At 68.9% G+C, this 22,409-nt stretch carries 19 protein-coding genes and 2 pseudogenes; 10 read left to right on the top strand and 11 right to left on the bottom strand.

The genetic code is table 11. The features are described 5' to 3' along the window. Positions 1–53: 53 nt before the first annotated feature. Together AC5Y5E_RS20425 and AC5Y5E_RS20420 are read right to left on the bottom strand one after the other, a co-directional pair. Positions 54–239 (bottom strand): annotated as a pseudogene (locus tag AC5Y5E_RS20425) (SixA phosphatase family protein); the annotation flags it as partial. A 36-nt stretch (positions 240–275) separates the two neighbouring features. Beyond that, positions 276–1,658, bottom strand: a complete 1,383-nt coding sequence (locus AC5Y5E_RS20420) for an HNH endonuclease signature motif containing protein (RefSeq protein ID WP_499904547.1) — start codon at positions 1,656–1,658, stop codon at positions 276–278. A gap of 294 nt (positions 1,659–1,952) precedes the next feature. Between AC5Y5E_RS20420 and AC5Y5E_RS20415 the strand changes: the two genes are divergently transcribed. The 4 genes from AC5Y5E_RS20415 to AC5Y5E_RS20400 all read left to right on the top strand — a co-directional run bounded on the left by AC5Y5E_RS20415 (position 1,953) and on the right by AC5Y5E_RS20400 (position 7,902). Then, positions 1,953–2,747, top strand: coding sequence for a CRISPR-associated protein Cas4 (locus AC5Y5E_RS20415; protein ID WP_499904545.1), 795 nt, complete (start codon positions 1,953–1,955; stop codon positions 2,745–2,747). A 114-nt stretch (positions 2,748–2,861) separates the two neighbouring features. Then, the gene (locus AC5Y5E_RS20410; RefSeq protein ID WP_499904543.1) at positions 2,862–3,995 is read left to right on the top strand and encodes a metallophosphoesterase family protein; all 1,134 of its coding nucleotides are present in this window, start codon (positions 2,862–2,864) and stop codon (positions 3,993–3,995) included. Next, a complete protein-coding gene (locus AC5Y5E_RS20405) occupies positions 3,992–6,610 on the top strand; it encodes an AAA family ATPase (RefSeq protein WP_499904541.1) in 2,619 nt (872 codons plus the stop codon). Before AC5Y5E_RS20410 ends, AC5Y5E_RS20405 begins: the two co-directional genes overlap by 4 nt. Before the next feature lie 38 nt (positions 6,611–6,648). Then, on the top strand, positions 6,649–7,902 hold the full coding sequence (locus AC5Y5E_RS20400; protein WP_499904539.1) for an alpha/beta hydrolase: 1,254 nt from the start codon (positions 6,649–6,651) through the stop codon (positions 7,900–7,902). Here AC5Y5E_RS20400 and AC5Y5E_RS20395 read toward each other — a convergent pair. From AC5Y5E_RS20395 to AC5Y5E_RS20380, 4 genes are read right to left on the bottom strand one after another with little or no spacing between them, the layout of a single operon-like run. Next, a complete protein-coding gene (locus tag AC5Y5E_RS20395) occupies positions 7,889–9,625 on the bottom strand; it encodes an ABC transporter family substrate-binding protein (RefSeq protein ID WP_499904537.1) in 1,737 nt (578 codons plus the stop codon). The two genes, AC5Y5E_RS20400 and AC5Y5E_RS20395, sit on opposite strands and share 14 nt — an antisense overlap. Beyond that, complete coding sequence (locus AC5Y5E_RS20390; protein ID WP_499904535.1) at positions 9,618–11,441, bottom strand: dipeptide ABC transporter ATP-binding protein; 1,824 nt, start codon at positions 11,439–11,441, stop codon at positions 9,618–9,620. The genes AC5Y5E_RS20395 and AC5Y5E_RS20390 overlap by 8 nt, the downstream gene beginning before the upstream one ends. Then, complete coding sequence (locus AC5Y5E_RS20385; protein WP_499904533.1) at positions 11,438–12,352, bottom strand: ABC transporter permease; 915 nt, start codon at positions 12,350–12,352, stop codon at positions 11,438–11,440. The genes AC5Y5E_RS20390 and AC5Y5E_RS20385 overlap by 4 nt, the downstream gene beginning before the upstream one ends. Next, positions 12,349–13,326 (bottom strand): ABC transporter permease, encoded by a 978-nt coding sequence (locus AC5Y5E_RS20380; RefSeq protein ID WP_499904531.1) that lies wholly within the window; start codon positions 13,324–13,326, stop codon positions 12,349–12,351. The genes AC5Y5E_RS20385 and AC5Y5E_RS20380 overlap by 4 nt, the downstream gene beginning before the upstream one ends. Before the next feature lie 136 nt (positions 13,327–13,462). Between AC5Y5E_RS20380 and AC5Y5E_RS20375 the strand changes: the two genes are divergently transcribed. Beyond that, complete coding sequence (locus AC5Y5E_RS20375; RefSeq protein WP_499904529.1) at positions 13,463–13,954, top strand: beta-class carbonic anhydrase; 492 nt, start codon at positions 13,463–13,465, stop codon at positions 13,952–13,954. A gap of 86 nt (positions 13,955–14,040) precedes the next feature. Here AC5Y5E_RS20375 and AC5Y5E_RS20370 read toward each other — a convergent pair whose 3' ends face one another. Beyond that, a complete protein-coding gene (locus AC5Y5E_RS20370) occupies positions 14,041–14,460 on the bottom strand; it encodes a PaaI family thioesterase (protein WP_499904528.1) in 420 nt (139 codons plus the stop codon). Positions 14,461–14,546: 86 nt separating this feature from the next. On the opposite strand from AC5Y5E_RS20370, the pseudogene cysD reads away from it, so the two are divergent. From cysD to AC5Y5E_RS20355, 3 genes and pseudogenes are all read left to right on the top strand, one after another. After that, positions 14,547–15,532: pseudogene (gene cysD / locus AC5Y5E_RS20365) on the top strand (sulfate adenylyltransferase subunit CysD). Next, positions 15,532–17,373 (top strand): adenylyl-sulfate kinase, encoded by a 1,842-nt coding sequence (gene cysC, locus AC5Y5E_RS20360; protein WP_499904527.1) that lies wholly within the window; start codon positions 15,532–15,534, stop codon positions 17,371–17,373. Before cysD ends, cysC begins: the two are co-directional and overlap by 1 nt. A gap of 32 nt (positions 17,374–17,405) precedes the next feature. Further along, positions 17,406–17,888 (top strand): Rrf2 family transcriptional regulator, encoded by a 483-nt coding sequence (locus AC5Y5E_RS20355; RefSeq protein ID WP_499904525.1) that lies wholly within the window; start codon positions 17,406–17,408, stop codon positions 17,886–17,888. On the opposite strand, the gene AC5Y5E_RS20350 is transcribed toward AC5Y5E_RS20355, so the two are convergent. Continuing rightward, entirely contained in the window at positions 17,885–18,271 is a 387-nt protein-coding gene (locus AC5Y5E_RS20350; protein WP_499904524.1) for a VOC family protein, read from the bottom strand. The genes AC5Y5E_RS20355 and AC5Y5E_RS20350 overlap by 4 nt on opposite strands. A gap of 92 nt (positions 18,272–18,363) precedes the next feature. Continuing rightward, positions 18,364–18,777: a VOC family protein gene (locus AC5Y5E_RS20345; RefSeq protein WP_499904522.1), complete on the bottom strand. Its 414-nt coding sequence runs from the start codon at positions 18,775–18,777 to the stop codon at positions 18,364–18,366. 39 nt (positions 18,778–18,816) lie between these two features. On the opposite strand from AC5Y5E_RS20345, the gene AC5Y5E_RS20340 reads away from it, so the two are divergent. Then, positions 18,817–19,695 (top strand): LLM class flavin-dependent oxidoreductase, encoded by an 879-nt coding sequence (locus AC5Y5E_RS20340; RefSeq protein WP_499905017.1) that lies wholly within the window; start codon positions 18,817–18,819, stop codon positions 19,693–19,695. On the opposite strand, the gene AC5Y5E_RS20335 is transcribed toward AC5Y5E_RS20340, so the two are convergent. After that, positions 19,692–21,407: an NAD-binding protein gene (locus AC5Y5E_RS20335; protein ID WP_499904521.1), complete on the bottom strand. Its 1,716-nt coding sequence runs from the start codon at positions 21,405–21,407 to the stop codon at positions 19,692–19,694. The two genes, AC5Y5E_RS20340 and AC5Y5E_RS20335, sit on opposite strands and share 4 nt — an antisense overlap. 49 nt (positions 21,408–21,456) lie before the next feature. Next, entirely contained in the window at positions 21,457–21,828 is a 372-nt protein-coding gene (locus AC5Y5E_RS20330) for a nuclear transport factor 2 family protein (RefSeq protein WP_499904519.1), read from the bottom strand. On the opposite strand from AC5Y5E_RS20330, the gene AC5Y5E_RS20325 reads away from it, so the two are divergent. Further along, positions 21,809–22,402: an NUDIX domain-containing protein gene (locus AC5Y5E_RS20325; protein ID WP_499904517.1), complete on the top strand. Its 594-nt coding sequence runs from the start codon at positions 21,809–21,811 to the stop codon at positions 22,400–22,402. The genes AC5Y5E_RS20330 and AC5Y5E_RS20325 overlap by 20 nt on opposite strands. The last annotated feature ends 7 nt before the right edge of the window (positions 22,403–22,409 follow it).

Genomic DNA, 22,409 nt, shown 5'->3' with positions numbered 1-22,409 from the left:
GTCGTGCTCGTCGATCAGAGGCGGCCGGATGCCCTCGTCGAGCGGAACTGGTCGTCGATCCCGGTCCTGTCTAAGGGCTGCCGCGCCGGCGTCGCGGTGGAGCACAGCACGGCATCGATGGCGGGGACGTTGGCGCGCAACCAGTCCCCGGCCAGCCCGGCCTTCTTGATGCCGCGCGGCGCCAACGGCCGGTCATGGTCGGGCACGCCATCCGGGTAGTCCGATTTCGCGTGCCGCATCAGCAGCAGCGTGGGCCGTTCGCTCACGCGCTCGCGCTACGCCGCGTCGTCGTCGTCTTCTTCCTCGCGGTGGAGGAGTTTTTCGGGGTGCCAGTAGTTGTTGGTCCGGGGTTGGCCTCTATCCAAATGCGGCGGCGGGATCCATTCGGTTTCGCCTTTGGTGTTTTTGCGGGTGGTCCAGCCGTCGGGGTCGAGCATGCGGTGTTGGGCGCCGCAGGCGAAGGTGAGGTTGTCGACGTCGGTGCACCCGCAGACGGTGTAGCCAACGACATGGTGGACTTCGCTGTAGTAGCCGGGCACGGTGCACCCGGGTGCGGTGCAGCCGCGGTCCTTCGCGTACAGGACGATTCGCTGGCCGGGGGAGGCCAAGCGTTTGGTGCTGTACAGCGCCAGGGTTTTGCCTTTGTCGAAGATCGCCAGGTAGTGCCGGGCGTGGCGGGCCAGGCGGATCACGTCGCTCATCGGCAGGATGGTGCCCCCGCCGGTCAGGGCACGCCCGGCGGCGGCTTCCAGCTCGGCCAGCGTGGTGGTCGCGATGATGGAGACGGGAAGCCCGTTGTGCTGGCCCAGGTTTCCCGACGCCAGCAGGGCGCGCAGCGCAGCCAGCAGCGCGTCGTGGTTGCGTTGGGATGCCGAGCGGGCGTCTTTCTCGATGGTTTCTTGGGATGGTGGGCCGTCCACGCACGGCGCGTCGTCCAGGGGGTTGCACATGCCGGGGGCGGCCAGTTTGGCCAAGACGGCTTCGAGGGTGGCGCGCAGCTCGGGTGTGAGCCAGCCGCGCAGCTGCGACATGCCGTCGGCCTGCTGGTTACCCAGGGTCAGCCCGCGCCGGCGGGCGCGGTCGGCGTCGGTGTAATTCCCGTCGGGGTTGAGGCAGTCGGCCAGCGTATCGGCCAGCGCGCCCAGTTGTTCGGGGCGAAACCGGGTGCCCTCCTCAGCCAGCTTGGCTTCGACCTGCTCACGGGTGGCCTCATCGATCCAGCCGGGCAGCTCATGACAGAACCGCCGGATCACCGCGACCTGGCCGGTACCGAGTTCACCGTCGCGCTGGGCCGCGGCCGTAGCGGCCAGCACCGGCGCAATGCGTTCGCCGGTCAGGCCGTGGCGCGGTCCCAGATCGGCGGCCTCCTTGACGCGCCGCGACGCCTCGGCTCGGGTGATCAGCGTCACCTCGGCGATCGCATGCGACACCTTGCCGCCCAACTCCTCGGCGGTGGCCTGCCGGGCAACGGAATTGATGATTGGATGCTCCAAGGCCGGTATCCGCCGGCGCATCCTCTCAAAACGCTCGAGCAACGCCAGTTGCTCGCGGGTCGTCAACGCCTCGCAGTCAAACTTCGCGACCGCGTCGAAGTCGGCGTCCCAACGATCTAGGGCGGCCGACAACGCCTCCCGGTCAACGACGCCGTCCGAACTCATGCCCCCAAACTAACGAGGGGGTCCGACAAAAGACGGCCGCGCAGAAACCCATGAAACCAAAGTGACAGAAGGGATTTGGTCTGGGCACGACCCGGGGACGAGTCGCGTCGGGCACGGAGTCCGGCGAACAGGGGCCGAATGGCCCTAGGCCGGGATCGCGCCAAGAGCGGAGTCTGTGAAGTCGAATACGCCGGGTCCCAACGCGTTGGCCGGGAGGAAGGTACCGACCCTCATGCCGCATTGCCCGAGCGCACCGGAGAACGGCGAACACCGGCATGGCCAATGCGGTGCACGATGAAGGCGATTCGGATCTCCGCCAGCCGCCTGGGGGAAGCCATCACGACCGATCTCTGCGAACGCTGCTACTGGTTGAAACTTCATCTCAATCATCAGTTGCCGTTCCAGATATTTCCGAGCATCTTCAGTTCGATCGATTCGTACACAAAAGACGTCGTCCACTCCTGGTTTGATGCCCATGGAGTGCCGCCTCAGTGGCTCGCACCGCTGGGACCGATTGTCGCCTACCAAGAACCCCGGCACTGGTCCGACTTTCATACCGTCGACCCGGAGTACGGCATCGAGCTAACCGGGGTTGCCGACGCGATTTTCAAGTATGCGGACGGTTCCTACGTAATCGTCGACTATAAGACGGCGCGATTCAGGGACCGTGAGAACAGGAAGTTGATGCCACGCTACAACGTGCAGCTCAACGCGTACGCCCGCATTGCCGCTGACCGCGGCCCGCGCCCGGTGTCGCATCTCGCGCTCGTTTACATGGAGCCCGCCACGAAGGGCCACGCCGTAAACCACTGCGGAAACTGTCGTGAAGACGGCTTCGTCATGGGCTTCCGGGCGCGCGTGGTCGAAATCCCGCTCGGTGATGGGTTATTGAAGGACGCGATGGCCAGGACAAGGAGGATTTTCGACCTGGCTGACGCACCCGACGGCGCTCCAAGATGCGGCGACTGCCCGCTCGTGCTCGACTTGGCCGAGACGCTCTGGCCTGGAATCAGCGACGTCGACTTGGTCGACAAGCTGCAGCGCATGCTGGCGGCTCACGAAAAAAGCGCCGCGGCACCGCGACGTTAGGTCGATTCCCCCCACTGGCCCGGAGACCTGCCGGTCCGCATCCCGCGCGTTGTCGGTCGGCGGTCCTAGACTTCGCGGTGCCCTGATAGCCACGACTCGAAAGGGGTCCGCCGGATGCGATTCCTGCACACCGCCGACTGGCAATTGGGCATGACCCGGCACTTCCTCGCCGGCGACGCCCAGCCACGGTATTCGGCCGCGCGCCGCGACGCGGTGGCCGGGCTGGGCGCGCTGGCGGCGGAGGTGGGCGCCGAGTTCGTCGTCGTCGCCGGCGACGTCTTCGAGCACAATCAACTCGCGCCGCAGGTGATCGGGCAGTCCCTGGAAGCCATGCGCGCCATAGGGATTCCCGTCTACCTGCTTCCCGGCAACCACGACCCGCTCGACGCGTCGTCGGTGTACACCAGCGCGCTGTTCACCGCCGAGTGTCCCGACAACGTCACCGTCCTCGATCGGGCGGGCGTTCACGAAATCAGGCCCGGAGTCGAGATCGTCGCCGCCCCATGGCGCTCCAAGTCGCCGACCACCGACCTCGTCGCCGAGGTCCTCGACGGGTTGAGCCCCGGCCCAACGACCCGCATCCTGGTCGCCCACGGCGGCGTCGACGTCCTGGACCCCGACCGCGACAAACCGTCGCTGATCCGGCTGGCAAAACTCGAGAACGCGCTGCAGCAAGGCGCCGTCCACTATGTGGCACTGGGGGACAAACATTCGCTCACCAAGGTCGGCGACCGGGTCTGGTACTCCGGCTCGCCGGAAGTCACCAACTTCGACGACGTCGAATCGGACCCCGGGCACGTCCTCGTCGTCGACGTCGACGACGACGGCGTCACCGTGGAGCCCCGCGACGTCGGGCGCTGGCGCTTCGTCACCCTGCACCGCCAGGTCGACACCAGCCGCGACATCGCCGACCTCGACCTGAACCTCGACCTCATGACCGACAAGGACCGCACCGTCGTGCGGTTGGCGCTGACCGGATCGCTGACGGTCACCGACCGCGCCGCGCTGGATGCGTGCCTGGACCGGTACGCGCGGCTGTTCGCCCACCTGCGCACCTGGGACAGCCACACCGATCTGGTCGTGGTCCCCGCCGACGGCGAATTCACCGACCTCGGCATCGGCGGGTTCGCCGCCTCGGCCGTCGACGAGCTGGTGGCGACCGCGCGCGACGCAGGCTCCGAGGAGGCCGCCGACGCGCAGGCGGCCCTGGCCCTGCTGCTGCGCCTCGCCGATCGGGGCGCCGCGTGAAGCTGCACCGCCTCGTCCTGACCAACTACCGCGGCATCGCGCACCGCGAGATCGAGTTCCCCGACCACGGCGTGGTGGTGGTCTGCGGCGCCAACGAGATCGGCAAGTCCTCGATGATCGAGGCGCTCGACCTGCTGCTGGAATCCCGGGACCGCTCCACGAAAAAAGAGGTCAAGCAGGTCAAGCCGACCCACAGCGACGTCGGCTCCGAGGTGAGTGCCGAAATCAGCTGCGGCCCTTATCGTTTCGTCTACCGCAAGCGGTTCCACAAGAAACATGAGACGGAACTGACGGTGCTGACGCCGCGCCGCGAACAGCTCACCGGCGACGAAGCCCACGAACGGGTCCGGGCGATGCTGGCCGAGACCGTCGACAACGACCTCTGGCGCGCCCAACGGGTGCTGCAGGCCACGTCGACGGCCGCGGTGGACCTGTCCGGGTGCGACGCGCTGTCGCGCGCCCTCGATGTGGCCGCGGGAGACGCCGCCGCGCTGTCCGGCACCGAGCCCCTGCTGATCGAGCGGATCGACGCCGAATACGGCCGCTACTTCACCCCGACCGGACGGCCCACCGGCGAGTGGGCCAGCGCCATCAAACACCTCAACGACGCCCTGGCCGCGGTCGCCGAATGGGCGGCGGCGGTGGCCGAGGTCGACGACCGGGTGCGACGCCACGCGGAGCTGACGGAGCGGGTGGCCGAGCTGTCGCAGCGGCGCGCCGCCGCCGGCCCCCGCCTCGAGGCCGCTCAGCACGCCGCCGAGCGGATCGTCGAACTGACCAACCAGGCGCGCGAGGCCAGGCTGCTCGCCGACGCCGCGACCGCCACCAGTTCCGCGGCCAGCGCCGCCCACAACGGGCGGGTGCGCCTGCTCACCGAAATCGACACCCGCACGGCAAGCGTCGCCGCCGCCGAGGCCGAAACACAAGAGGCCGCAGAAGCGCGCAACACGGCGGCGGCCGACGCGCAGGCCGCCCACGCGGCCGTCGAGCAAGCCGTCCAGCTCCTAGCCGATCTGCAGCTCCGCGCCGAATCCGCACGACGCGCCGTCGACCAGCTCGCCGCCCGGGAGGAGGCCGACCGGCTCGCCGCCCGGTTGGCCAAGATCGCCGCCCTCCAGCGCGACCGCGACCGCGTCTGCGCGGAGCTCGCCGCGGTCAAAATCACCGAGGAATCACTACGGCGAATCGAGGAGGCCGCAGCCGCAGTCGACCGCATCGGCGGGCAGCTGGCATTGACGTCGGCCGCGATCGAATTCACCGCCGTCGCCGACATCGAGCTCACCACCGGCGACCAACGCGTGTCACTGCCCGCCGGCCAGAGCTGGTCGCTCACCGCGACCGGCCCCACCACCGTCGAGGTGCCCGGCGTGCTGACCGGCCGAGTCACTCCCGGCGCGACAACGCTCGATATCCAAGCCAAATACGCTGCGGCACAAGATGAATTCACGAGAGCGCTGAAGGCCGCCGACGTGCCGGACCTCGCGGCGGCGCGATCCGCCGACCAGCGCCGCCGCGAACTGCAGGGCGGTCGCGACCAATTGGACGCCACCGTGTCCGGGCTGCGCGGCGATGACGACGTCGACCAACTGCGGGAGCGGCTGGCTCAGCTGCGCGCCGACCACCCGGCCTATCCCGACCAACCGGCGGACCCCCATGCCGCCCGCGCCGGACTCGACGCCGCCGAGGCCGCCAAGCAAGCCGCGGCCACCGAATGCGAGCAGCGCCGCCGGCTTTCAGCCGCCGCCGACGCGGCGCTCGCCGAGTCATCCACGCGCGCAACGGTTTCCCAGAACCAGCTGGACACCCACCGCGCCGAGCTCAACGCCGCCACCGACCGGCTGGCCCGGGAGCGCGCGGAAGTGAGCGACGCAGACCTGGCCTCGGCGGCGCAAGCCGGGCTCAACGCCGCACAAGACGCCGAGCGGCGCATGACCGAAATCGCCGGCGAGCTCGCGGCCGCAGCGCCGGACGCGGTCACCGCCGAATTGGCCGCGGCCACCGCGGAAGCGGACACGCTGAGCAATCACTACGAAGACGCCAACCGCGCCTTGCGCGAAATCGGCATCGAGCTCTCGGTTTTCGGCAGCGAGGGCCGCCAGGGCAAGCTGGACGCCGCGCAGACCGAGCGCGAGCACGCCGCCAGCCAGCACGCCCGGGTCGGCAGCCGGGCACGGGCCGCGCAGCTGTTGCGCTCCGTGATGACACGCCACCGCGACACCACCAGGCAGCGCTACGTCGAGCCCTATCGCACGGAACTGCAGCGGCTGGGCCGGCCGGTGTTCGGCCCCAGCTTCGAGGTCGACGTCGACAGCGATCTGTGCATCCGCAGCCGCACGCTGGACGGTGTCACGGTGCCGTACGAATCGCTGTCCGGCGGCGCCAAGGAGCAGCTCGGCATCCTCGCGAGGCTGGCCGGCGCGGCCCTGGTCGCCAAAGAGGACACCGTCCCGGTGGTGGTCGACGACGCGCTGGGTTTCACCGATCCCGATCGCCTGGCCAAGATGGGGCAGGTGTTCGACACCGTCGGCGAGCACGGCCAGGTGATCGTGCTGACGTGCAGCCCCGACCGCTATGACGGCGTACACGGCGCGCACCGAATCGACCTCAACGTTTAGCATGTAGCGCTCGACGGTATTTGTCTCGGTGGAGCGCTATGACCATGAACTCGAATCGGCGTCGGCAGCAGGAAAAGCTGGCGGCATTGCCCGGTGTGCGGGCGGTGCGTCGGCCTGTCTCGCCGGGTAGTGCCGAAGAGTTCGATCTCTACTACGTGCGCGGCGGCCGCAAGTCCACCCACCCGCTGGTGATCATCCCGGGAGGCCCGGGAGTCGCGTCGGTCCAGATGTACAAGGGGCTGCGGCGCCGGGCCGCCGCCGCGGGCCTCGACGTCATCATGATCGAGCATCGCGGGGTGGGAATGTCGCGCCACGACGACTCCGGTGCCGACCTGCCACCCGAGGCCCTCACCGTCAATCAGGTCGTCGACGATGTGGCCGCGGTGCTCGACGACGCCGGCATGGAATCGGCGGTCATCTACGGAACGTCGTACGGCACTTACATCGCCGCCGGGGTCGGCGTGCGCCACCCCGGCCGGGTGCGGGCGATGGTCCTCGATTCGCCGCTGCTGTCGCGGCACGACATCGTGATCGTGCGCCGTGCGATCCGCCGGCTGTTGCTCAGGGGGGACAGCCCCGAAACCGCGCCGCTGGCACCGAAAGTCCGCAAACTCGTCGATGCCGGCGTGATGACGGCGTCGGCCACCCAGGTGGTCGCGACGATCTACGGCCACGGCGGGGCCGCCGTGCTCGACCGGCAACTCGACCTGCTGCTCGACGACCGAAGGCTGTTGTGGTGGGCGCTGTCCCGGTTCGCCACCCTCGGCAACCTTCCGTACCGGTACGAGGAAGACCTGGTGAGCCGCATCGCCTTTCGCGAACTCGACTACGCCGCCGAGCCCGACGGCCTGCCGCTCGACCCCGCGGTGGCCGAGCGTGAACACCGCACCCACACGGTGACTTTCGAGGACGAACCATACGACCTGCCGGCCGAGATGCCGAATTTCGGCTGGCCCACCGCGGTGATGTCCGGGGGCCGCGACCTCATCACGCCGCCACCGGTCGCCCAGCGGGTGGCGTCCCTGATTCCCAACGCGCAGCTGCTCAAGCTGCCCACCATGGCCCACAGCGCGCTGGACTTTCGCGAGCCCGCGGCCATGGCCGTCGCCGGCGCGGTGTTCCGCGGCGAGTTCGAGGGCCTGGCCGCGCAGGGGCCGGCGCTGGACGCGCTGCCCCCGCGGCCGTCGGTTCGCTTGCTGTGGAAGGCGATAGAACTCGCCGCCATCGCGGAGGGCGCGCTGCCGGTGCTGCGGCTGCCCGCGATGCTGCGGCGGCGGATCAGGTCCGCGTGAACCCGATCGCGGTGTAGTTCAGGTCGCCGAGGCCGGCCGCGCCGAAATTCGCCAGCGTGCTGCGCACCGCGACGTCGCCGGGGGACTGCGTCAGCGGCAGGCTGAACCCCTCGGCCCAGATGAGCTTGTCGAGGTCGTTGGCCAGCGCCTGCGCCTTGACGGGATCGAGTTCTTCGAGCGTGCGCTCGATCGCCTCGTCGATCTCCGGGCTGCCGATCTTCCCGAAGTTGCTCGCCCCGTCGGACTGGTAGATCTGCGTCAGCGACGAGAGCGGGAACGCGTCGCCGAGCCAGCCGAACTGCGCGATGTCGAAGGCGCCGACGTTGACGTAGTTGGTGAAGAAGCCGCTGCCGGACCGCGCGACGAGTTCGAGCTTGACGCCGATCTGCGCGAGGCTGTGCTGGGCGATCTGCGCGAACACCTTGCTGCCCTGCGCGTCGTAGAACAGATCCCGGATGACCAGCTGGCGGCCGTCGCGCTCCCGGAACTGGCCGTTGAGCTTCCACCCCAGGGCATCTAGCTCCCGGCTCGCCGCGGCCGGGTCATAGGGGACGATGAAGCTGTTGTCCTGATAGCCCTGCTGCCCGGCGACATAGATGTGATTGCCCAGCGCCACCGGGTTGCTGGTGAGGCCGTACTGGACCACCTTGGCGATGGTCTGCCGGTCGATGCCCTTGGAGACGGCGACCCGTAAAGCCTTGTCTTCCAGGATCGACCCGTGGGCGCCGTTGAGGGTGAAGTGAGACCAGCTCGGGGCGGGGGCGCGCCGTATCGAAATGCCCTTGGTCCGTTGGGCGATGGTCAGCTGGTCGACGGTGCCGATCCCGGCCGCGTCGATCGTGTTGTTCTGCAGCGCCGGGATCCGGGCGGCGTCGTCGAGCACCAGGTAGGTGATGCTGTCCAGCCGCGGGCGCGGCCCCCACCATTTCGGGTTGCGGGTCAACACGATTCGCTGCGTGGTCCGGTCCAGCGAGGACACGATGAACGGGCCCGCCGTCGGGCCGGGCCCGTCGAGCTGGCCCTTGTTGAATGCCTCGGGAGTGGAAGTCATGCTGGCCGGGAGCAGCATGCCGTTGCCGGCGAACATGCCGCGCCATTCCGCGTACGGCTTGGCGAACGTCATGACGGCCTGCCGGTCGTCGACCCCGCGGGTCACCGACGCGACGCGGTCGGCGCCGCTGGGCCCGGCGATCTGGAATTCCCTGTCGACGCCGGACAGCGCGTGGATCTGGCTGGCGATGTCCTGCCAGGTGATCGGCGTCCCGTCGGACCAGACGGCCTTGGGGTTGATGGTGTAGGTGACCACCTGCGGGTTGGTCCCGGTGAGCTCGACGCTGGTGAAGTAGTCGGTGTCGACGGTGGTCGAGCCGTCCGGCCCGATCACGAACGCCCGGGGCAACGTCGCCTTCATCATCGAGGCGACCTCGGCCGAGTTGCCGTCGATGCTGAGGATGTTGAAGTTGGGCGGAAAGTCGCTGAGCGCCAGCCGCAGGTTGCCGCCGTCCCGCAGGGTGGCGGGGTCGCGCGGGTTGAGGTCGCTGGTCGTGCCGATCGAGGCCGTGTTGCCCGTCGGGGGCGTCAGGTCGATGGCCGGCGAGCATCCGGTGAGCACCAACGCCGCGACCACCACCAGGCTCAGCCACCGCCGAGACTGCGTCCAGCGCGTGAAAACACCCCAAACCGGCGCTCTGAGCGCAGACTCGGCGCCAAAGAACCTAGACATGCGGCACCGCGCCCAGCAGCCGGCGCGTGTAGTCGTGCTGCGGATTGGCGAACAGCTGCTCGCTGTCGCCCTGCTCCACGATGGCGCCGGCGTACATCACCGCCACCTGATGCGCCAGGTGCTTGACCACCGAAAGGTCGTGGGAAACGAACAGATACGACAGCCCGAACTGCTCCTGCAGGTCGAGCAGCAGGTTGATGATCCCGGCCTGGATGGAGACGTCCAGGGCGGACACCGGCTCGTCGAGGGCCAGGATCTTCGGCTGCAGCGCCAGCGCCCGCGCGATGCCGATGCGCTGCTTCTGGCCACCGGAAAACTCGGCGGGGTAGCGGGTCGCGTCCGCCCGGCGCAGGCCCACGATCTCCAGCAGCTCGGCGACCCGCGCGAACGTGGCGCTCTTGTCGAAGCCGTTGGCCCGCAACGGTTCCGCCAGCAGCTCGTAGACGGGCAGCCGCGGATCCAGCGACGCCACCGGGTCCTGGAACACGACCTGGATGTCACGGCGCAGCTCGCGGCGCCTCACCGGGCTCAACGCGGCGACGTCGTCGCCCAGCACCTCGATCGAACCCGATTGCGGCGCAACCAGTTCCAGGATCTCGTGCAGCGTGGTCGACTTGCCCGAACCCGACTCGCCGACGATGCCCAGCGTCCGGCCCTGCCGCAGCTCGAAGCTGACGCCGTCGACGGCGCGGACCTCGCCGACGGCGCGGCGGAACACCACGCCCTTGGTCAGCCGGTAGGTCTTGACCAGATCGCGCACCCGCACCACGACCGGCGAGTCGCCGGGAGCCGCCTCGATGCGCGCCAAGGTGTTGACCCCGTAGATGTCCGCGGCGCTACGGTCGCCGACCTGATCGGTGCGGATGCAGGCGGCCCGATGATCGACAGAGAGTTCGATCAATTCCGGTTCGGCGGCGCGGCATTCGTCGATGGCCAGCGGGCAGCGCGGCGCGAAGGGGCATCCGGGATCGAGCCCGGCCAGCGACGGCGGCGCGCCGGGTATGGGCACCAGCCGGGTGCCCTGCGCGGCGTCCAGCCGGGGCACCGACCCCAACAGGCCCACCGTGTACGGCATCTGGCGGGCCCGGTAGAGGTCGCTCACGCCGGCCGACTCCACCACCCGGCCGGCGTACATCACCAGCGCCCGGTCGGCGAACTCGGCGACCACGCCCAGGTCGTGGGTGATGATGAGCACGCCCGCGCCCGTGACGTCGCGGGCGGTCTTGAGCACCTCGAGGATCTGCGCCTGCACGGTGACGTCCAGGGCGGTGGTGGGCTCGTCGCAGATCAACAGGTCGGGATCGTTGGCGATCGCGATCGCGATGACGACGCGTTGCCGTTCGCCGCCGGAGAGCTCGTGCGGAAACGCCCGGGCTCGCCGCTCGGGCTGCGAGATGCCGACCAGCTCAAGCAGTTCGACCGCGCGCCGGCGGGCGGCCCCGCGGCCGACGCGCGGCTGGTGCACCTCGATCGCCTCGGCGATCTGGTCGCCGACGGTGTACACCGGCGTCAGCGCCGACATCGGATCCTGGAACACCATGCCGACCGTCTTGCCGCGGAACCGTGACATCGCGTCGTCGCCGAGCCCCAGCAGCTCGGTGCCCTGCAACCGGACCGAACCGCGCACCCGCGCGTACTCCGGCAGCAGCCCCACCACCGCCATCGCCGACACGGACTTGCCCGACCCCGATTCGCCGACCATGGCCACGACTTCGCGGGGCTCGATGCGGTAGCTGATGCCGCGCACCGCCGTCACCGGCTGGCCGTCGGTCGGGAACGTCACGGCCAGGTCGGTCACCTCCAGCAGCGGGCTCATCGGGCGCCGCCCCGCCCCATCCCGCTGCCCGGGTCGAGCGCGTCGCGCAGCCCGTCGCCGGTCAGGTTGGCGCACACCAGGATCAGCACCAGCACCCCGGCCGGGAACAGGAACACCCACGGGAACGTGGTCGCCGACTGGGTGCCGTTGGCGATCAGCGTGCCCAGCGACACGTCGGGCGGCTGGATCCCGAAACCGAGGAAGCTCAGGCCGGTTTCGGCCAGGATGGCCGAGGCGACGTTGAGCGCGGCGTCGATGATCAGGATGGACGCCACGTTGGGCACCACGTGGCCGACGATGATCCGGCGGCTCGAGACCCCCATATACCGTGCGGCGCGGATGAATTCGCGCTCGCGCAGGCTCATGGTCATGCCGCGGACCATGCGCGAGCTGATCATCCACCCGAATGCGGCCAGCAGCAGCACCAGCAACAGGACGCTGGACGACTTCTTCACCCGCGGCGTGAGGATCGCGATCAGGATGAAGCTGGGCACCACCAGCAGCAGGTCGACCACCCACATCAGCACCCGGTCCCGCCAGCCGCCGAAATAGCCCGCGACCGACCCGACCGTGGCGGCGATACCGGTCGAGATGAACGCCACGCACACGCCGATCAGCATCGACTTCTGCATGCCCCGCAGGATCTGCGCCAACAGGTCCTGGCCCATCGCGTTGGTGCCGAGCCAGTGCCGGGTGTTGGGTGGCTGCAGCAGCGCGTTGAAATCGAGGTCATCGTAGGAGTAGGGGAGCAGCGACGGCAGCGCGTAGCAGCCGACGAACAGCAACACCAGCAGCGTCAGCGACGCCACCGCGAGCCGGTTGCGCCCGAACCGGCGCAGCACGAGCGTCCGGCGCGACGTGAACCCTTCCGGCGTCGAAACCCCTTGCGCCGCAGACACTTGGGCCGTCATGACACCCGCACCCTCGGATCGAGCGCCGCGTAGAACACATCGGACAGCAGGCCGGCCAGCAGCACCACCGTGCCGGAGAACAGCGTGATGGCCGCGATGATGTTGGTGTCCTGGGCCGAAATCCCTTGCACCAGCCATTCGCCCATGCCGTGCCAGCCGAAGATCTTCTCGACGAACACCGCCCCGGTGACCAGCCCGGCCACCCCGTAGGCGAACAGCGTGGCCAGCGGTATCAGCGCGGTGCGCAGCCCGTGCTTGAACAGCGCGCGCCGGCGGGTCAGCCCCTTGGCGCGGGCGGTGCGAATGAAGTCCTGCCCGAGGACGTCGAGCATCGCGTTGCGCTGATAGCGGCTGTATCCCGCCGCGGCCATCAGCGCCAGGGTCAGCGTGGGCAGGATCAGGTGCCGCAACCGGTCGAGCGATTGCGCCCAGAACCCGCCGGCCACGCCCGGAGACGTCTCACCGGTGTAGTCGAACAGGTGCATGCCGACGGCCCAGTTGGTTCGCAGCGCACCCAGGATCAGCAGGTTGGCGATGACGAACGACGGAGTGCTCAGCACCAGCAGCGCCAGCAGGGTGACGACGCGGTCGCTGAGCCGGTACTGGCGGATCGCGCCCCACGCCCCGGCGACGATGCCCAGCACGGTGCCCACCACGGAGCCGACCACCAGCAGCCGCAGGCTGACCCCGACCCGGCGCCACAGCGTGGCGGCGACGGGCTGTCCGGTGATGGTCGTGCCGAAGTCGCCGCGGGTGACGTGCGAGGCCCAGTTCGCGTAGCGGATCGGGATCGGCTTGTCCAGGCCGAGCGCGTGGGCCTTGGCGTCGATGACGGCCTGCGGCGGGCGCGGGTTGCGCTGCAACAGGCTGTCCAGCGGCGAGAAGGCCACCGAGGTCAGGCAGTAGGTCAGAAACGACGCCAGCGCCAGCAGCACGATGTAGTTGAGCAACCGGCGCGCGAGGAAGCGAATCATGCCCGACCGAGCCGCCCGTTCCGCATTGGGACAGGTTAACCAGCCGAGCGGAGCCTTGTGATCCGGCTGATTTTCATGCCTGAATTACGGGTGGCTGGCTGCTACTTTCAGGCCGCCACATTCAGAGGAGGCTTGCGTGACCGTTACCGATGACTACCTGGCCAACAACGCCCGGTACGCGAGCACCTTCAAGGGCCCGCTGCCGATGCCGCCGAGCAAACACGTCGCGGTCGTCGCGTGCATGGACGCCCGGCTCGACGTCTATCGCCTGCTCGGCCTCAACGAGGGCGAGGCCCACGTCATCCGCAACGCGGGCGGCGTCGTCACCGACGACGTGATCCGCTCGCTGGCCATCAGCCAGCGGCTGCTGGGGACCCGGGAGATCATCCTGATCCACCACAGCGACTGCGGCATGCTCACCTTCACCGACGACGACTTCAAGCGCGCCATCCAGGACGAGACCGGGGTCAAGCCGCCGTGGGCGGCCGAGGCGTTCCCGGATCCCGCCGAAGACGTCCGTCAGTCGCTGCGCCGCATCGAGAACAGCCCGTTCGTGACCAAGCACGTGTCGCTGCGCGGCTTCGTCTTCGACGTCGCCACCGGCAAGCTCCAGGAAGTCACCCTCTAGCGCTCTCGCCTTCCCAGCGCGAGCAGACGCAGAATCGCACGGAAAGCCGCGATCTGATGCGATTCTGCGTCTGCTCGCCGCAAAAACTAGCCCACCTTGTACGTGGCCAACGCCTTGGCGACCAGCGTGCCCGACGGGTCGACGATGTCCGCCTCGCAGTTGACCAGCGACCGCCCGCGCCGCAGCACCCGGCCCACCCCGATCAGGTCGGTGGCCCGGGCCGGCGCCATGAAATCCAGCGCCATCGACACCGTGACGCCGCGCAGCGACGGGGGAGCGTCGGCGCCGCACCACGCCGCCGCCATGACGGTCAGGTCGGCGAGGGTGGCGATGGCGCCGCCGTGCACCATGTCGCCGACGGTGACGTTGGAGGGATCCCACGGCAGCCGCAGCCGGACCTCGTCGTCGCCGAGCTGATCGGCGACGATACCCAGCTTCGCGACGAACGGCGATTGGGGGAGGAATTGCGAGATGACATCGCGGCCGCTCTGCGTTTCAGTTGCCATGCGTCCATGCTTTCGCATCGGCGAGCCCCCGCAAATACCCGACAGGTCATTGACACCGGCGGGACCGGCTGGTTCCATATAGGACAATGACCATAAAGATGGTCAGTTCGACCAAGTTTATCGGGAATACAACGAGGTGCCTATGACCAGCGTTGTCAACGCGGCCCCCGCGGCCGGCCAGTACGAGTTGAGCCATCTGCGCTCGCTCGAGGCCGAGGCGATCCACATCATCAGGGAGGTGGCCGCGGAGTTCGAGCGCCCGGTGCTGTTGTTCTCGGGCGGCAAGGACTCCATCGTCATGCTGCACCTGGCGCTCAAGGCGTTTAAGCCCGGGCGGCTGCCGTTCCCGGTCATGCACGTCGACACCGGACACAACTTCGACGAGGTGATCGCCGCCCGCGACGAATTGGTGGCCGAGTCGGGGGTGCGGCTGGTGGTGGCGTCGGTGCAGGAGGACATCGACGCGGGCCGGGTCGTCGAGACGATCCCGTCGCGCAACCCCATCCAGACCGTGACGCTGCTGCGCGCCATCCGGGAGAACAAGTTCGAAGCCGCGTTCGGTGGCGCGCGCCGCGACGAGGAGAAGGCGCGCGCCAAGGAGCGGGTGTTCAGCTTCCGCGACGAGTTCGGGCAGTGGGACCCCAAGGCCCAGCGGCCCGAGCTGTGGAACCTCTACAACGGCCGGCACCACAAGGGCGAGCACATCCGTGTCTTCCCGCTGTCCAACTGGACCGAGTTCGACATCTGGTCCTACATCGGCGCCGAGAAGATCAAGCTGCCGTCGATCTATTTCGCGCACCGGCGCAAGGTGTTTCAGCGCGACGGCATGCTGCTGGCGGTCGACCGGCACATGCAGCCGCGCGCCGACGAGCCCGTGTTCGAGGCCACCGTGCGGTTCCGCACCGTCGGCGACGTCACGTGCACCGGGTGCGTGGAGTCGGAGGCCGCCACCGTAAGCGAGGTCATCGCCGAGACGGCGGTGGCGCGGTTGACCGAGCGGGGTGCGACCCGCGCCGACGACCGCATCTCGGAAGCTGGAATGGAAGACCGCAAACGGCAGGGTTACTTCTGATGACGACGTTATTGAGGCTCGCAACCGCCGGCTCCGTCGACGACGGCAAGTCCACCCTGATCGGGCGCCTGCTGTATGACTCCAAGGCCGTGATGGAAGACCAATGGGCGTCGGTGGAAAGGGCGTCCGAGGAGCGCGGCCACGACTACACCGACCTGGCGCTGGTGACCGACGGCCTGCGGGCCGAGCGGGAGCAGGGCATCACCATCGACGTCGCCTACCGCTATTTCGCCACTCCCAAGCGGAAATTCATCATCGCCGACACGCCGGGACACATCCAGTACACCCGCAACATGGTGACCGGCGCGTCGACCGCTCAGCTGGTGATCGTGCTCGTCGACGCCCGCCACGGCCTGCTGGAGCAGTCCCGACGGCACGCCTTCCTGGCGTCGTTGCTCGGCATCCAGCACATCGTGCTGGCGGTCAACAAGATGGACCTGATCGACTGGGACAAAGAAAGATTCGAGTGGATCCGCGACGAGTTCCACGCCTTCGCGGCCCGGCTCGACGTGCAGGACGTGGCCACCATCCCGATCTCCGCGCTCAACGGCGACAACGTGGTGAGCAAGGGGGACAACTCGCCGTGGTACGAGGGCCCGGCGCTGCTGTCGCACCTCGAAGAGGTCTACATCGCCGGTGACCGCAACCTGGTCGACGTGCGCTTCCCGGTGCAATACGTCATCCGGCCGCAGACCCACGAGCATCGGGATCACCGCAGCTACGCCGGCACGGTGGCCAGCGGGGTGATGCGTCCCGGCGACGAGGTGGTGGTGCTGCCGATCGGCAAGACCACCCGGATCACCGCGATCGAGGGCGCCTGCGGCCCTGTGCAGGAAGCGTTTCCGCCGATGGCCGTCTCGGTGAGCCTGGCCGACGACATCGACATCTCGCGCGGCGACATGATCGCCCGCACCCACAACCAGCCCAGGGTCACGCAGGATTTCGACGCGACGGTGTGCTGGATGGCCGACAACGCGGCGCTTGAGCCCGGCCGCGACTACCTCATCAAGCACACCACCCGGACCACCCGCGCGCGGGTGACCGCGCTGGAGTACCGGCTCGACGTCAACACCCTGCACCGCGACAAGTCCGCAACGGCGTTGCAGCTCAACGAGCTTGGCCGCATCTCGCTGCGCACCCAGGTTCCCCTGCTGCTCGACGAGTACACCCGCAACTCCAGCACCGGCTCGTTCATCCTCATCGACCCGAACACCAACGGCACGGTGGCGGCGGGCATGGTGTTGCGGGACGTCTCGGTGCAGACGTCCAGCCCCAACACCGTGCGGCACAAGTCGCTCGTCGGCGAGGGCGCCCGGACCCGCGGCAAGACGGTGTGGTTCACCGGCCTGTCGGGGTCCGGGAAGTCGTCGGTGGCGATGGAGGTCGAGCGGACACTGCTCGAAAGCGGTATTCCCGCTTACGTTTTGGACGGCGACAACCTGCGCCACGGCCTGAACGCCGACCTGGGCTTCTCCATGGCCGACCGCGCCGAGAACCTGCGCAGGCTGGCGCACGTGGCGGCGCTGCTGGCCGACAGCGGCCAGGTCGTGCTGGTGCCGGCGATCAGCCCGCTGGCGGAGCACCGCGAATTGGCCCGCAGGGTCCACGCCGACGCCGGCCTGGAGTTTTTCGAGGTGTTCTGCGATACCCCGCTCGACGAGTGCGAGAAGCGTGATCCCAAGGGGCTGTACGCGAAAGTGCGCGCCGGTGAGATCGAGAACTTCACCGGCATCGACAGCCCGTATCAGCAGCCGGAGAATCCGGACCTGCGGCTGACGCCGGATCGCGACGTCGAGGAGCACGCGCAGAGGGTCATCGACCTGCTGGAGTTGCGCCCCTAGCAGTCCCGCGCGCGGATGGCACAATCCTCACCATGCGGATGTCGGCCAAGGCGGAGTACGCGGTGCGGGCGATGGTCCAACTCGCCACCGTCGACGGCGGCGCACTGGTGACGACCGACGAATTGGCCCAAGCCCAGGGCATACCGCCGCAATTTCTCGTCGACATCCTCACCAACCTGCGCACCGATCGCCTGGTGCGCAGCCACCGCGGCCGCGAGGGCGGTTACGAATTGGCCCGGCCCGGAAACCAGATCAGCATCGCCGACGTGCTGCGCTGCATCGACGGGCCCTTGGCCAGCGTCCGCGACATCGGGCTCGGCGATCTGCCCTATTCCGGGCCCACCGCGCCGCTGGCCGACGTGTGGCGCGCGCTGCGGGCCAGCATGCGCTCGGTGCTGGAACGGACCACCGTCGCCGACGTCGCGGCCGGCGCCCTGCCCAAGCACGTCGCGCAACTCGCCCACGACTACAAGGACCAGGAACACGTGCGGCACGGCTCGCCGCGCGGCGATTAGCCCGAGCCGTAGGGGCGGGTCAGGATCTCCATGGCATGCCCGCAGGGATCGAGGAAGTAGACGCCGCGCCCGCCGTCACGTTGGTTGATCTCGCCCGGCCGTTGTTGGCGAGGGTCGGCCCAGTGCTCCATGCCGCGCGACGAGATCTTGCCGTAGATCGCGTCGAAGTCATCCTCCGAGACGAGAAACGCGTAGTGCTGACGCCGCACTTCCTCACCCTCGGGCACGTCGGCGTAATCGAGGCTGGCGCCGTGCTCGAGCTCGACGACCATGAAGTGGCCGAACGGCTTGGGGCTGGGCAGGCCGAACAGTTCGGCGAGGAATTCCGCGGACTTCTGCTTGTCGCGGGCGGCGACGATGGTGTGGTTGAAACTGATGGGCATAGTTCCTCTTTACCCCTCCGCGAGCGTGCGTGTTCGTCCGGCGACACACCGCGCGGGCTGGCATTCTGCGCATCCTCGCGCCGGGTCCGCACCTACTTGGGCGCCGTGAGCTCCAGCGCGATGTTGTCCGGGTCGCGGAACTCCAGAATGTAGGACGGGCCAATGTCTTTGACGGGCTCGTGCGGGACGCCGACCTCGTCGAGATGCGTGGCCGCGGCGTCCAATTCGGCCCTGCTGCCGAGCCGGAACGCGATGTGGTCGAGACCGCAGCGATCCTCGTGGAAGCGGTCCGTGGCGACCGGCCGCAGGCCGAGCAGCGTGCCGCCCAGGTCGTAGATGACGCCGCCGAACAGGAAGGCGAACTGGTTGCGGGTGGCCTCGTCGGCGTTCTCGGGAACCTCGAGCAAGACCGGCCAGCCGAACACGCTCTCGTAGAACCGCCGCGATCGCTCGATATCGGTGACGGTCAGCCGGACATGCGCGATGGAGGTGCTGGTGAAACCCATCTGCCTCATGCTGCCAGAATCGCGTCTGTGCAGATAGCGATGACCATGCCGGTGATGGAGCCGGATTTGGACGCGACGGTGCTCGAAAACTGGGCCCGCGCCATCGACGAGGGCCCGTTCTCGTCGCTGTGCTGGGGCGAGCGCATCGCGTTCGAAAACCCGGACAACCTGACGCTGCTCGGCGCGCTGGCCGCGTGGACCACCCGGGTGCGGCTGATGACCACGGTGATCGTGCCGCAGCTGCACGATCCCGTCATGTTGGCGAAGGGCCTGGCCACCGGCGACGTGCTCAGCGGCGGCCGGCTGACGGTGGGCATCGGCGTGGGCGGCCGGCACGAGGACTATCACGCCGTCGGCGCCGACCCGGCGACGCAGACGATGCGCGGCATGGCCGAACGGGTGGCGGTGATGAAGCGGGTGTGGGCCGGCGAAAAGATCACCGAGTCGGTGCTGCCGGTCGGGCCGGCCCCGGTGCAGCCCGGCGGTCCGCCGCTGTTCGTCGGCAGCATCGGGCCGAAGACCGTCCGCAGCGCCGCGGCCTGGGCCGACGGGCTGGCCGGCACCACGCTGGACCTCGACGTCGCCAAGCAGAACGAGCTGTTCGACGTGGCGCGGGAGGCGTGGGCCAACGTCGGTAGGCCCAAACCGCACCTGGTGACGTCGTTCTGGTTCGCATTCGGCGAACCCGAGCAGGCCCGCGCCCAGGTCCATCGCCACCTGCTGCGCTACATGAACTGGATTCCGGCCGAGTACGTCGACGCGATGGCGCCCATGACCGGCTGGGCCGGCAGCGAGGACGAGCTGCTGGCGGTGCTGAAGAAGTTCCAGGGAATCGGCGCCGACGAGGTGCAGCTCATCCCGACGAGTTCCGACCTCGACCAGCTGCGCCGCGCGGCCGACGTGGCCGCGCGGTTTTAGGCCGACGCGCGCTCATCGTCGGCGGCAGGCTCCTGCGGCGGCTGGCCCTTGCGCAGCGTCGCCAGCAGCTCGCGGTACGGGCCGACGAGATAGACGGTGTCGCCGCCGCGCAGCCAGGCGTCGCGGCGCGGGTGCAGTTCGACCGGCATGTCCTGGCGGGTGATCGCGATGACCCGGGTCTGGGTGGACAGCTCGAACATCTTCAGCCCGTCGAGTTCGCTGCCGGCGGCCACGTGCATGGCGCCGACCATGAAGGAGCGCTGCCCCACCCAGAACGTTCCCAGCACCTGCAGCCCCATCGCGGCGCCGATGAACCACGGCGCGGCCAGATCAACGGTCGAGCGCACGTTCTCGAAGCCGAACCGCTGCGCCACCGCGGCGCCCAGCGCGCGGTCGTAGATGCGCAGCACGACCGGCACGTCGGGGCGGACCAGCTCCGGCATCACCCGCGGGCCGAGCATCTCGCGCAGCACGATCCCGGTCTCGATGTTGGTCATATCGTCCTGGGTCAACACCGCCACCGCGCGGGCCCGGTCGACCCGGGCCGAGGCCAGGGTCTGGCGCAGCGTCGCGTCCCCGAAGATCACCGGCACGTCCAGATCGTCCGCCGCCGACAGGAACCGGTTGTTGTCGTCGCGCTCGATGACCGCCACCTCGTACCCGGCGCCGGCCAGGTCGGCGATGACGCGGCTGCCGAACGAGCCCAGCCCGACGACGATGACGTGATTGTGCAGATGGCGGGCCCGCCGGCGGCCGGCCGAATGGGCGAACCGCCGCGATAACAGCAGGTCCGCCATGAACGCGACGAGTAGCGCCGTGGTCGTCACGCCCGCGAGCATCAGCATGATGCTGAACAGCCGCAGCCAGGTGGGCTGCTGCAGGAAGCTGAAGTCGCCGTAACCGACGGTCGCGATCGTCTCGGTGCTGAAGTACAACGCGTCGAGCCAGGTCATCTTCTGGTGCGGCTGGTAGGTGAAGCGCAACACGACCGTCGACCCGATCAGCAGCAGCGCCACGGCCAGCAGGGCGCGCGGCAGCATCGGATTGACGTCGTCACGCAGGCCGCGCGCGGCGTCGAGCAGTCGGCGCAGCCAGGCCCGGCGCGACCGCCGCGCGGTCGGTTTTGGGACCTTGATGCCGCGGGCGGCCAGCTCGTCGGCCGTGCCGATCATCGCGGTCCAATCGCCGGCGTGCACCTGCAGATCCCGGCCCGGGCATGGCTCCACCTGGCCCGGGGTAGCGCAGTTCTCGCCGTGAATGACCGCGACGGGCGCCAGGTCGCCGTAGATCTCGCGCAGTGTCGCGTCGCGCGGCGCCTCGGAGCCCGAGACGACGAACCTGATGCCCGCCGCCTCGAACGGGTGCACGGTGTGCGCCAGGCACGCCTCGACGACGGACGGCGCCGCGAGATCCGCGACGTCCAGAATCGCGCCAGGGCGCTTGTCGGCGGCCATCGCCGTGCGCAGCACGTCGTTGGCCAGCCGCGCCACCACCCGCACGTCGGGGTTGGCTTTCCTTGCCAGCAGGGCGATTTCGAGATTTATCGCGTCGTCGTCCCCGGCGCAGATCACGGCGCGGGCGCGGGCGATCCCGGCGGTGGCAAGCTCGGTCGGGCTGGTGAGCTTGACGATGTGCACGCCGGCGTTGTTGAGCTCCTCGACGATCGTTGTCGCCAGCGCGTCCTCGCCGCTGACGATGATGTGGCTACGCATGCCGGAGCGGGGGATCGCCGCCTGCAGGGGTCATCGATGCATTATCGCGCTACAGGACTTTGAAGTCCGAGGGTGACCAGAACGCCCGCATCGACGTGATCTTCGCGTCCTCGTCGAACGACATCGTCGAGATGGGGGAGAGCCGGCTGCGGCTGTCGCCGCCGTCGAGCGTGAGGTTCCACAAGAACGCGGCTTCGCTGCCACCGACCCGGATCTCGAGGAGTTCGGTCTCCTTCTTGGCGTCTTGAAAGCCCGCATAGAACTCGCGGATCGCGTCGTGGCCACGGCGGAGGTCCGCGCCGATCGGGTCCTCGAGGATCGCGTCGGCGGCGTAGAGCGCCACGATGTCGTCGGTCTTGCCGTCGGCGACGAGCGCGAGGTAGCTCTTTACGGTCTCGGTGATGGCTTCGGGGGATGGCATGGCTCCGGACGCTACCGCACCGGCGATACTGGGCGACGTGCCCTTCATCGAATGCGTCGCGTCCCGCGAGATCTATCGGAACCGATGGCTGGCGGTGCGTGAGGACCAGATTCGCCGCCCCGACGGCAGCGCCGGCATCTACTCCGTGATCGACAAGCCGACCTACGCGCTGGTGATGCCCTACGACGGGCACCGTTTCCGGCTGGTCGAGCAGTACCGCTATCCCCTCGGCGCGCGGCGCTGGGAGTTCCCGCAGGGCAGCGCCCCCGATCACGCGGAGGTCGACCCGCACGAGCTGGCCGAGCGCGAGCTGCGCGAGGAGACCGGGCTGCAGGCGACGTCGATCGAGGCGCTGGGCCTGCTGGACGTCGCCGCCGGCATGACGAGTCAGCGCGGGTGGGTGTTCCTGGCCACCGGCATCGTCGAGGGTGAAGCGGACCGCGAGCACGAGGAACAGGACATGCACAGCGAATGGTTCTCGCGCGCGGACGTCGAGGAGATGATGCGCACCGGGGTGATCGTCGACGCGCAGTCGATCGCCGCGTACGGCCTGTTCCTGCTGCGCGAGCGATGACTTCTGC

This window comes from Mycobacterium sp. NGS54, assembly GCF_059812465.1.
The sequence above is the reverse complement of the archived record's forward strand: the minus strand, read 5'-3'. Positions and strand labels throughout refer to the sequence as shown.